Raw genomic sequence first — 10,526 nt, 5'->3', positions numbered from 1 at the left:
CAATGAAAACAACTAATCTTGCGCAAGCATTGGCTATTGATAGTCAGTTGAGATTGCCTGGCAGTGCTGGCCGCTTACTCAAACAGATTCGGGATATTGAGCAAGTGGCGCCCTTATTTCGGGATGCGGGTTTAATTAAGGCCGTCAAGCGACCATCTGTCGTCAATCTCGCGGTCTCCGGTATTGCGAGTCACTCATGTATTCACCGTGCTTTGGGTGGCTTTATCTACGTCTCTGCTGCAGTGCGGACAGATTTGACGATACAGGACAATAAGGTCAGCACTGCCGGGTCTGATTCAGTATCCGAGCTGGACGACATCGATTTCGAAGCGCAGAGAAAGCGCTTGGATTTGGTGGAGATGCGGCACTGCTATGCCTTGGTGGAGCGGCTGCTGCAACAGAAGGGTTCTGCTAACCTGATTCTGATCGATACCCCGCTGTTCATTGATCGCGAAATGATTCCATTGAAGCGGAATGTGCGGCACTGGGCCGAGTTTGAAAAGACTCGGGATGTTATCGAACAGTTTTGGCAGAACAACCGGAAAGCCTTGTTTCCATGGAATCCGGAAGGTCCTGTGCTCGCTAGTATTCTGGCTGAGCGATTCTCTGCCATTGTCAGTATCGCTCGCCAAGATTTGCGCACTGAAGAAGGCCGCAAGCATATTTTGACCAACGATGGTTTTGCACCGGAATCGGCCGCCATGCTCGAAGGATTGGAAGAGCGGCTGAGCGGCATTGGCGATACTCGTTTTATCAATGGCATATTGGGTAACTTCACCCGAACTATCGCTTTTCGGATGACCGAGAACCGCTCCCGAATGGAACCCGCCAGTGAAGTAAGCCAAGGTGTTATTGGTTTTCACTTCCGCAGCGCGCGCGCAAGTCAAATAAAAATGGCTCAGTTGGCTGGCGAAGAGTCCGATTGGAACTCCGCCTTGCTGGATACCGTGGCATCCCGACTGATGATTCTGGACATGCAGAGCCAGAAGAAAGCAATGCCACTGCCGCAACTGCTAAGTCGGCAGCAACTCAATATTCTCGAAAAATTCTCTGCCTACTATCAGCAGGGGTTAAATGAAGCACTGCGGAGTAACGACGTGGAAAGCACGTGGTTGTCCGGTCTCGATGAAGGGTTTGAATCATGAAACACAAGGTACTTGGAAAGCTGGTTGGCAACACCGGTGACGCAGCACAGCTGACGATGGTGGTTCAGGATTCCTTTTCCGTACGTCGAGGGGAGTTTGTCCGCATCATGCATCAGGAGCGCGCGGATGAAAGCGTGGTGCCTGTGCTTGGGCGAGTCACCAGGATTACCCGAACCAATATGCTGTTCAACGCTGGATTTGGTGATGGCGTGACTGAACTCGAGTTGCTCCCGGGCGCCAGTGTCACCGGCGAGAATCTCTACGCAAATGTCGAACTGGTCGGTTACCGCGATCCGGTCTCTCGCCAGATAAAAATTCCACGCCGCCCACTGGACCCCGGCGCTGCCGTTGAAACGGTGGATTTTCAATTTTTAAGCGACTTCTACGAGTTCAACGAACACACCAGTTTGCACCTGGGGAATCTCGTTGGCTATGAGCGTGGCGATAACACGGTGCCGGTCTTTTTAGACGTAAACAAACTGGTCACTGAGCATATGGCTGTTCTAGCGATGACGGGATCTGGGAAGTCCTACACCGTCGGCCGCATCATTGAACGCTTGGTGGCGCTGAACAATGGAACCGTTGTTGTTTTCGATCCGCATGGTGAGTATGGAAAAGCCCTGGCGAAGGGGCAATTGAATTTCTCGGGAGGTCTGTCAGAGAGCGAAGACGGACGCGATCGCACGGCGCTGCCCAAGATCCGCGAAACCTTGGAACGATTGCAGCAAGCCGGAGCTGGCATCCATGTTTACACGCCACAAAATGAATCGTTCAAACACAAGTACGCAGGCAAAAACACCCAGCTTGCGCTGCAGTTCGATCACTTTGAAATGGATGATGTGGCAGAGATTCTGCCAGGGCTTACCGAGCCACAGCAGCGTGTGCTTGATGTTGCGTTGCGCTACTGGCGGACAGCAGACAAGACCGAACCACGGGATATCAATCGCCTTCGACATCTTCTCGGAGATGGCATCGAAGAGTTGCGCGAGTGGGATGACCTTTCTGAGGCAGAAGGCAAAGCATTGAATGGCCGTAGTGCTGCGGTGACTTCGATGAAGTTGTCGCGGGTGCTCAACGAGGCGCAAAGCTTCTACTCTGCGGCTATGTCTGCCCCGACCGACATTTACAAGATGGTCGGCCGTCCTTCGAATAAACAAGGGCGTCTCGTTGTGATCGATCTGCAAGGGCTGAGTGATACGGCTAAACAGGTGATCTGCGCGCTACTTTCCAGTGAGATTTTGCGCGCAGCTTCCAGCAAGACAGATCCACTGCGCCCTTGTTTCCTGGTTTATGAGGAAGGACATAATTTTGCGCCTGCAGGCGGAAATGCGGTCAGTCACCGAATCATCAAGAAGATTGCTGGCGAAGGTCGCAAGTTCGGCGTGGGATTTGCCATCGTTAGCCAGCGTCCATCAAAGCTGGACGCGGACGTGACATCACAGTGCAACACCTTGATCACCATGCGTTTGAAGAACCCGGACGACCAGCGCTTTATCGCAAAAGCATCTGACATGGTAAGCAAGGCGGACTTGGACGAGTTGCCGAACTTGTCAACGGGTGAGGCTTTGGTATGTGGGCGATCTATTCCTGCCCCGCTTTTGGTCAAAGTTGGAGGCAAGGCACTGATACACGGTGGAGAATCGCCCGAGGTGCTGCGAGTTTGGGGGAGCTTTGGTGACTGATCTCCCTGGGCGCATTTGCGCCGAAATGTCCTCACTGGAGTTTGTCGATCTCAGCTACCCCATGCTGTCTAGCTGGGGTGTTCGCGACGAGGATGTATTAATCCACAGCTTGGGTTGTAGTGCCTGGAATGAGCTTGGATCTGAGCTTGGCTTTATGGCGGTGACAGAGTGTCCGGTGCCGATGACGCATGGTGCAGACATTCGCGCCGACTCAACCTGGTTTAGTCGAACGCAGCGCACGCCTGATGTCTTGATTGAGTTCGAACGCTTCGATGGAACCGATCGGGGACAAAAAAAGCTCGACGAGAAGCTTTGTAATTTACTTGAGGCTTCCATGAGGTGGGGGGATGCACCTTCAGTGCTGATTCTTTCGGCATGGAGCAAAGGAGTTGTCTCTGCGCCGAATAAAGAGGTGTTTCTACAGAGATGTCGACAAGGCTTCAAATCGTCGGTTGGAGCGCAGGTGCCGGCAATACGAAATACAGCTGTTCTGTTCAGCCGGTTTATTTTTGAGATTGAGCGCAGCGGAACTCTGCTTCTCAAACAGATTCGCTGCGAGAGGTTGATGTGAATATTAAGTCCGCACACTTTCTGCCGGGAACCAATAAGCGCTTAGGGGATAGGTATCTCTTGCTCGAATGCCTCGGCGACGGCAGTCATGGCTGGGTATGGCGGGCGGAGAGACTGTCAGACAGCACCATCGTCGCGGTGAAGATTCCTAAAGATCTTACAAAAGATGATCGCCTACTTGCCGAAGGGAAAGAGCTACTCACAATAGATCCACATCCCAATATCGTTCGGATTTGCGATATGGGGAGAATTCCACCGGAGAACGAATGGTTCTTCATCGAAATGGAGTATTTCCCGAGCCAAAGCCTTGCCCAAAAACTGGAGCAGAGAAACCAAAATTTCGGCAACACGTTTGAGCGGCTGTTCAGCATCTATGCGCAGGTGCTCGACGCCGTTGGCTTTTTGGCGACCTTGCCAACACCCATTTCACATGGCGACATCAAGCCGCACAATATTCTCGTGGGTGCGGGAGATTTGGTGAAGTTGACCGACTTTGGGAGCTCCGCTCTTCCCGAAGAAATTTATGTCCGAACCAGGGAAAACGGCGGAACCGTTCTGTACGCTGCGCCAGAATTTTCCGACAGTGTTTCTCGAAAAGGGACTTTTGAGGACTTGCTGAGAGGCGACATCTACAGCCTCGGCGTTCTTTTATACCAGCTGCTAACGGGGCAGCTCCCTCACGACACGCCTTCTCAAGTGCGTCGCCATGCGCCATTTAAGCGCCCCAGCGAAATCAACGCCAACATCGTGCCCATGGTTGACGCCCTAATCCTTAGGTGCATGGAAAGGGTCCCTTCCGCTCGATATCACGATATTGCTTCGCTTCGCAGTGCTTTTGAGCTGGCAAGGCAGCACCAATTAGATGCTCCTCAGTATTCCATAACGTCATTTGGCGGGCAGGCTTCGGCTGATTGGTCGACGTCAGTTGTCGAAGCTCTGGAGACAAAAGACTACCTTAAGGCGGCAAGAGTCGCGGAAGACGAGTTCGCCCGCACCCATGATTCCGCTGCGTTGCTGCAACAGCTTAATGCGCTCTATCGGGCAAACAGGCTGTTCGAGTTCGAAGAAGTATTCCACCGAGAATACAAGAGCGACTTGCAGGGGAACGGCCAACAGTTAATTCGGCTGCTTGGCATTAAGGCATTCCTGACGTTACGCAAAACCAATCCCGCAAAAGATCTTATTCAAGATGCTGAAAAGCAGGATGGCGAATCGTTAGAGCTTGATTTTTTGCGGGCAACCCTGTTTGGCTTGGAGGCCAATTTTCCAGATGCTCGCTCAGCACTTGAGGCGATCAATAGGAAGTGCCCAAGCAAACCGCAAGTTCTAATCCGGCTGATCCAAGTTTGCGAGCAGATGCGTGACTACTCTGCCGCTGTTGGATATTTAAAACATGCTTTGCGGGTGGTCAGTAACTCGGCGGAATTGGACGCTAAGCGGCAACGTTACCAGGGGCTAGGGCTATGGTAATTGAATGGTGCTGCATTGATGCTATGTGCGTGGCGGGAGGGTGCAAAAAATGGCGTTGAATCTGGCGAAGGCTGTACTGGATTGTTTGAAATCCCGACCTGAAGAAAAGCTGACTGCTCGACAAATCGCTGAGTGGATTTTTGATACTTATCCTGTGGAGTGCCAGGAGAAGAAATCCAATAGTCGCGGTGACTACATCAAAACTGATAGTGATTTGGTGCAACAGCTGGTCGCGGAAATCAGCTCGCAGCGCCCGCGTTTGCAGAAACGCTACCCGGAGTTGAAGACCACCGAGGGGCGGCCACGCAAGTACTACTACTCGGAGAAATCTGACGTGGCCGAAGTTGCTGCGGCTGAGGGCGTGGTTGCCGCTCCTATGGCGGACAGTGGCGATGCCAAGCTTGGCGAGCACGCGCTGTACCCGCTGCTCTCGCTGTATCTGTGGGAAGAATTTGGGGTTTACTCAAAGCGCATTGACGAGAAACGCTCATCGAACAAGCGCGGGCCGAACGGCAACCGCTGGCTGTATCCGGACGTGGTCGGGATGGAGGACTTGGGCGCGGATTGGCATCAGGAGGTGCGGGACTGCGTAAATCAGTATTCCGACAAGCGCACCAAGCTGTGGTCGTTCGAAGCCAAGTTGCTGATAAACCGGTCGAACGTGCGCGAATGCTTTTTTCAGGCCGTCTCGAACTCGTCGTGGGCGAACTTCGGCTATTTGGTCGCGGCGGAGATCGAGGGGCAGGACACGCTCAAAGAACTACGCATGTTGTTTGCGGCACATGGCATCGGTTTGATCAAACTAGATGCAGACAATCCCGCAGAAAGTCAGGTCTTGATTCCGGCCCGTGAAAGGGATGAGATCGATTGGGATATGGCCAATCGACTGGCCACCGAAAACAGGGATTTTCTGGAATACGTAAAGCTGGTGAAGCAGTTCTATCAAACCGGCGAAGCACGGCTGGCAGATTGGGACGTGCCCAAGACAGAAGACTGAGGCCTATTCGAGATGGCCGATGATGTCGAGGCGTTCATCGCCACGCTGAAATGAGCCCAACCAAGCACCCAGTGAATCGTGGCGGGTGCGAGTCATCAATAGTGTGAAGCCCTCGCAACCGAGTGCCTTGGCGTTGGCGAAGTCGGTGGTGTCGAACTTGGCCTCGCGCACCAGCGTCGTCGATATCGACTTCATGGCCGACTCGAACAGGTCGAGCAAGTAGGCTTGCAAGTTTGTGTTGATGTTGCGCGAGGTCACGTCGTCAATGATGGCGCGCTTGAATCGGTTACTCATGGTTATTACTCCGTGGTGGCGTGGATGACATGAACGCGCTGTTCGGCCGGAAAGCCAAGCTCTTCCGCGTGCCTTTGCAATCAGGCGTTGCGAAGCAGCCAAGCGGCCTCAGCCTCCCGGCGAATGACAAGTCCCGGCAGCACTTTCCCGCCGCCATAAACCCATCGGCGCAGTTCACTCGCGGCGGCAGTCCAGTCCCGCTGATTGACGCGCCGACGCAGCGTTGATGTCTGCAGCCGCCCCGCGCCGAGGTTGAACGTGAAGTCGACAATGGCCGCGAGCCGACCCTCCGGCTCGGTGGCCAAAACCGGGCAGTAGCGCACGGTCGCCGCCAGTGCCTTCTGTAGATCGCGCGCCAGATAGATCTCGGCTTCGGCCTCGCTGATCGGTGGGTGCTTCGGATCACAGAGATGGCCATAGCCAATTGTCCAGAAGCCTGCGGGGCAGATGTAGGGGACGGCGGTGATCTCGATACCGCGCTTCACCCGGCGCTCGAACCCCTCGAAGCGCTTGGCCAGCTCGATGGCCGCTTTTGGTACCTCGATCACGGCCGCACCCGGTCAAACACGCGCCCGAGGAACCAGAAGTTCAGCACTCCGGCCCACAGTGCCTGATCTGCTTCCGTCCATGCGTGCAGGATGGCCGTGCCCCAGCCCGCGCCAGCAGTGACAGCAGCCGCGAATGCGGCGGTCTTGGCAGCGCAGTACAGGGCCATGAACCAGTAGGTGATGACGGGGCGAACGCTGATCGACAAGGCGTCGGCCCAACGCACCCCAGTTTTCTCGCCCTGAGTGCGAACGGCTTCGCGCAGGGTTTCGATGGCTCCGACGTTCCACGCGGCATCGGCTCCCGCGCCGATTTCCGACATTCGCTGCGCGCCACGCAGTTTCTCGAATTCCAGCGCCTTGTCCTGCATCGCCAGTTCGTGGCCGCGTTCGCCCTTGCGGTCGAGCCACTTCAGTAATTCAGGCGCGAGACGGAAGGCCCCACCGAGGAGGCCACCAAGCAGGGTCTCGATCATTGCGGACCTCCCATCAGTTTCAACTTGATGGCAGCACCGACCAGCAGCGCGGCCAGGATGCCGGTGGTGATGACCTTGACGGTGGTCTGCCACGCAGTACGGCGGGCATCGCGCCAGGCCTCGAGCAGGTCACGTAGTTCACGGATATCGCGTGCTGCATGGCCGTTTTCCAGGCCGAGGTGTGTGAGTACGCGCTCGGCACCTCGTTCAGCGGCGCGGTCGAGYAGTTCGTCGAAGTCGTCCTTGCGCAGCAGGAGCATGTTCTCGACGAGCGCTGGTTTGCTGTCAGGTTCAGTCATGGTTGGTCTCCAGAAATGCGAAACCCGCCTCGGGGGCGGGTTTCTTGTGGGTACGAGCGAGAAAAATCAGATGACGATGCCAGCGCTCCAGCCGGTGGCCTTGTAGGCTGAGAGCACGCCATCGTCCTCGATGAAGCAGGTCCAGCCGACCTTCGGGACGTAGAACGACCACCCCGCCTCGATGCGTACGGCGATTTGGCCGGTTTTCCCAACCCAGGCCCCGGTGGGGCTGGGTGCCACGATGTAGCGGTCGCCGTTCGTTGGCGTGGTCGGCGGCGTGGCTTGCGCCCGCGACTTCACCGACAACTGCAGCACGGCGTCCAGCAGCTTCAGGTTGGCATCCATTCCGGTGTTCCACCCCGACTCGCGGGCGGCCCAGCCGTAGTTCACGCCCAGGTTCGGGCCTTGCATTACTGCCATGTCATTCTCCTTGTCTCATTCCCCATAACTTGCCCCGTAGAACATGCCGTAGCCCCGGCACTCGGGGATGTCGATTTGCTGGGCCTGCCAGCTGGTGTAACCGTCGCGCACAGCCTCGACCTTGACGGTCAATTTCTCGTTCGGTCGATTCAAGCCGCTCTCGGCGATTTCGGTCGCCATCGGATAGGTCCAGCTGGAGCCGGTAAGCCCGGATTCCGTGTGCTTGAGTGTTCCCGCCTCGCCGTAAATCCGCACGGTATAGGTCGTCCCGGGCTCAGGGCCGATGTTCGATTCGCCCTGGGTTACCAGATAGACGGTTTGCAGCACGCGGCTGCGGTGCGCCCAACTGACCGTCACCACCCCGGTGATGTAGGCAACGCTGTAGTCGAGGCTATTGACCCGGAATTTTCCCGGTGGATAAGGACGGATCTGCCGCCGGGCGAAGGTGTAGCTGGTGGCGGTGGCTGACGCCTCCGGCAGAACACCCATCCCGGTGGCGGGCAGCACCTTGGTCTGCACCGTCTCGCCGTTGAGGTATTGCGTCGTATTGGAGAACTGCCCGCCCTCGACGAAATAAAGCCGAGCCCCGGCAGAATGTTTCATCGGCACGGTGTCCAGCACCCCGCGATCCACGGTCACTGTACCGGCGGCGATGTCGATGGCCTGCACGGCAACCAACTCGCCATCGAGCAGTGCGAACGTGTCCAATGTGGCAAGGTCGAGATCCACCCCATACAGAACCCGTCAGCTTTGATCTGCTCGGTCACTGCGCCGATCGCTATGGGGTTTCGCTGACGGCCGCTGCCTTACGCTGGACCGAGATCGCACCCAAGCGCGCGGTGTTGGTGGCCAGCCGCGACGACCACCTCTTGTGGGCGAAGTCAAATCAAGCGGCCTTCGAGTCGGGTGCCTACTTCGCCACCCGCAAACAGACCATCGAATTGCCACAAGATGCGCTGGCGCACAGCAACAACCTCTTGGATGCTGGTGCCCAGTTGCAATCGACGCGGGCGCAGACCTGGTTCCCGCGTGAACCGGCGTCCATGCCGCTGACCGAAATGACCCGGGTCGCCGGCCAGTACGACTACACCCTGACGCTGCTGTTGATGCCGGACGCTGAATGGCAACGGCCTCAGCATGATGAAGAAGAAGCTGAAGAGGATACCTTTGATCGATTCATCCGCAACGGCCAATATCCAGTGCGGTAACGCATGAGACATCGATCATGAGCGCACACAAATGGCAATTCAGCGCCCGATTCCGCCGCCACGCTTTCGGCTGGCGGTCCGACACGCCGATTCAGCGCATCAAGGAAGCCCTCGCGGAAATCAAGCAGGTTGCGCACAAGGAGCCTGTGGTCGCAGCCGAGGGCGCCGTGACCCTCCTGGAGAAGCTCTCGCCAGCGCTGAACCAGGTCGATAGCTCGTCGGGTGCCCTGGGCACGGCCGTGAACCGGGCCATCGACATCCTCGTGCCTATCATCGCGAAAGCTGACGTCGAGCCGAGCATCCGACAGCGTTGGCTGGAACGCCTGTGGCAAGCCTTGCAGGACGATGAGATGCCCTACATCGAATCGCTTGGCGAATACTGGGGTGAGTTGTGCGTCACCCCGGAAGTCGCGCTCAAGTGGGTCGAGGAGTTCTTGCCTCTTGTCGAGCACGTCTGGAGTCCCCAGGCCTCTGGCCAGGGCTTCTTCAAAGGAACAAGCGCATGTCTTGCTTCGCTCTACGCCGCTGGCTGCCATGAGCAACTTCTCGCCTTGCTGGAACGGGCGCGTTTCAAGTGGTGGCATGACCGCCAGTGGGGCGTCAAAGCGCTGGTCGCGATGGGCAAGAAAGCGGAGGCAGTACGATATGCCGAGCACTCTCGCGGTTTGAACGACCCCGGCTGGCAGATCGCCGAGGCTTGCGAAGCTATCCTGCTGTCATCGGGCATGGCAGAGGATGCGTACCGGCGTTATGCGATCGAAGCCAACCAGGGAACGACCAACCTCGCGACCTTCCGCGCCATCGCGAAAAAATACCCGAACATGCCGCCGGAGCAGATCCTGCGCGACCTTGTTGCCAGCACGCCCGGCGCCGAAGGTAAGTGGTTCGCTGCCGCAAAGGACGCCGGCCTGTTCAACGTTGCCATCGAGTTGGCAACCAACAGTCCAGCCGACCCACGCACGCTGGCGCGCGCGGCGCGAGACTTCGCCGTGAGTCAGCCAGACTTCGCCGTCGCTGCCGGACTTGCATCACTGCGCTGGATTTCACGCGGGCACGGCTACGATATCACCGGTCTTGATGTGCTTGATGCTTACTCGGCCGTGATGCTTGCAGCATCGAATGCCGGGGCTGATGCACAGCAGGTCCAGGCACAAGTACGGGAATTGCTGACGTCCGTACCGCCTGGTCAGCAGTTCATGAAGACCGTCCTGGCTCATCACTTGATGGGCTGAATTGGTCGGGGTTTTGGCATCCGCCGATACCGCACTTTTGTAGCAGCCCGCATCAGTACGCAGGCACCCGAAACTCCCTCATGGCGTCGGAGACGGTTCATCCGGAGAATTTCGCTATTCAAGCGAGTTTGATAGACAGGACCGATACCGATGCATGCAATCAACCAAATACCACCCGACCGGATGAC

Annotated in this window: 13 protein-coding genes; 7 read left to right on the top strand and 6 right to left on the bottom strand. The window is 56.8% G+C overall.

All coding sequences use genetic code 11. The annotated features are described in order from the left end of the window. Positions 1-2: 2 nt before the first annotated feature. From AC1DEL_RS19070 to AC1DEL_RS19050, 5 genes are read left to right on the top strand one after another with little or no spacing between them, the layout of a single operon-like run. Entirely contained in the window at positions 3-1,145 is a 1,143-nt protein-coding gene (locus AC1DEL_RS19070) for a hypothetical protein (RefSeq protein ID WP_477126114.1), read from the top strand. Beyond that, positions 1,142-2,827: an ATP-binding protein gene (locus AC1DEL_RS19065; RefSeq protein WP_477126113.1), complete on the top strand. Its 1,686-nt coding sequence runs from the start codon at positions 1,142-1,144 to the stop codon at positions 2,825-2,827. Before AC1DEL_RS19070 ends, AC1DEL_RS19065 begins: the two co-directional genes overlap by 4 nt. Next, on the top strand, positions 2,820-3,398 hold the full coding sequence (locus AC1DEL_RS19060) for a hypothetical protein (RefSeq protein WP_477126112.1): 579 nt from the start codon (positions 2,820-2,822) through the stop codon (positions 3,396-3,398). Before AC1DEL_RS19065 ends, AC1DEL_RS19060 begins: the two co-directional genes overlap by 8 nt. Further along, complete coding sequence (locus AC1DEL_RS19055; RefSeq protein ID WP_477126111.1) at positions 3,395-4,867, top strand: protein kinase domain-containing protein; 1,473 nt, start codon at positions 3,395-3,397, stop codon at positions 4,865-4,867. Before AC1DEL_RS19060 ends, AC1DEL_RS19055 begins: the two co-directional genes overlap by 4 nt. A gap of 49 nt (positions 4,868-4,916) precedes the next feature. Then, complete coding sequence (locus AC1DEL_RS19050; RefSeq protein WP_477126110.1) at positions 4,917-5,864, top strand: COG2958 family protein; 948 nt, start codon at positions 4,917-4,919, stop codon at positions 5,862-5,864. 3 nt (positions 5,865-5,867) lie between these two features. Here the strand turns inward: AC1DEL_RS19050 and AC1DEL_RS19045 are convergent, their stop codons facing one another. From AC1DEL_RS19045 to AC1DEL_RS19020, 6 genes are all read right to left on the bottom strand, one after another. After that, positions 5,868-6,158, bottom strand: coding sequence for a hypothetical protein (locus AC1DEL_RS19045; RefSeq protein ID WP_477126109.1), 291 nt, complete (start codon positions 6,156-6,158; stop codon positions 5,868-5,870). 80 nt (positions 6,159-6,238) lie between these two features. After that, on the bottom strand, positions 6,239-6,706 hold the full coding sequence (locus AC1DEL_RS19040; RefSeq protein ID WP_477126108.1) for a lysozyme: 468 nt from the start codon (positions 6,704-6,706) through the stop codon (positions 6,239-6,241). Continuing rightward, a complete protein-coding gene (locus AC1DEL_RS19035; protein ID WP_477126107.1) occupies positions 6,703-7,179 on the bottom strand; it encodes a hypothetical protein in 477 nt (158 codons plus the stop codon). Before AC1DEL_RS19035 ends, AC1DEL_RS19040 begins: the two co-directional genes overlap by 4 nt. Next, positions 7,176-7,478: a DUF6127 family protein gene (locus tag AC1DEL_RS19030; protein WP_477126106.1), complete on the bottom strand. Its 303-nt coding sequence runs from the start codon at positions 7,476-7,478 to the stop codon at positions 7,176-7,178. Before AC1DEL_RS19030 ends, AC1DEL_RS19035 begins: the two co-directional genes overlap by 4 nt. Before the next feature lie 66 nt (positions 7,479-7,544). After that, on the bottom strand, positions 7,545-7,898 hold the full coding sequence (locus AC1DEL_RS19025) for a DUF2793 domain-containing protein (RefSeq protein WP_477126105.1): 354 nt from the start codon (positions 7,896-7,898) through the stop codon (positions 7,545-7,547). Between the two features lie 15 nt (positions 7,899-7,913). Next, complete coding sequence (locus AC1DEL_RS19020) at positions 7,914-8,627, bottom strand: hypothetical protein (protein WP_477126104.1); 714 nt, start codon at positions 8,625-8,627, stop codon at positions 7,914-7,916. Between AC1DEL_RS19020 and AC1DEL_RS19015 the strand changes: the two genes are divergently transcribed. Both AC1DEL_RS19015 and AC1DEL_RS19010 read left to right on the top strand, forming a co-directional pair. Beyond that, positions 8,606-9,106 carry a hypothetical protein gene (locus tag AC1DEL_RS19015; protein WP_477126103.1) on the top strand — a complete coding sequence of 167 codons (501 nt, stop codon included), beginning with the start codon at positions 8,606-8,608 and terminating at the stop codon, positions 9,104-9,106. The genes AC1DEL_RS19020 and AC1DEL_RS19015 overlap by 22 nt on opposite strands. A gap of 17 nt (positions 9,107-9,123) precedes the next feature. Beyond that, the gene (locus AC1DEL_RS19010; RefSeq protein ID WP_477126102.1) at positions 9,124-10,338 is read left to right on the top strand and encodes a hypothetical protein; all 1,215 of its coding nucleotides are present in this window, start codon (positions 9,124-9,126) and stop codon (positions 10,336-10,338) included. Positions 10,339-10,526 lie beyond the last annotated feature (188 nt).

It is taken from the genome of Cupriavidus sp. 10L43_2 (assembly GCF_056395265.1).
This window is presented reverse-complemented; position numbering and strand designations above follow the sequence as displayed.

Coding starts and splice junctions, on each gene's coding strand:
- AC1DEL_RS19070 (WP_477126114.1), top strand. CDS start 3: ATGAAAACAACTAATCTTGCGCAAGCATTGGCTATTGATAGTCAGTTG.
- AC1DEL_RS19065 (WP_477126113.1), top strand. CDS start 1,142: ATGAAACACAAGGTACTTGGAAAGCTGGTTGGCAACACCGGTGACGCA.
- AC1DEL_RS19050 (WP_477126110.1), top strand. CDS start 4,917: ATGGCGTTGAATCTGGCGAAGGCTGTACTGGATTGTTTGAAATCCCGA.
- AC1DEL_RS19045 (WP_477126109.1), bottom strand. CDS start 6,158: ATGAGTAACCGATTCAAGCGCGCCATCATTGACGACGTGACCTCGCGC.
- AC1DEL_RS19035 (WP_477126107.1), bottom strand. CDS start 7,179: ATGATCGAGACCCTGCTTGGTGGCCTCCTCGGTGGGGCCTTCCGTCTC.
- AC1DEL_RS19025 (WP_477126105.1), bottom strand. CDS start 7,898: ATGGCAGTAATGCAAGGCCCGAACCTGGGCGTGAACTACGGCTGGGCC.
- AC1DEL_RS19015 (WP_477126103.1), top strand. CDS start 8,606: ATGTGGCAAGGTCGAGATCCACCCCATACAGAACCCGTCAGCTTTGAT.
- AC1DEL_RS19010 (WP_477126102.1), top strand. CDS start 9,124: ATGAGCGCACACAAATGGCAATTCAGCGCCCGATTCCGCCGCCACGCT.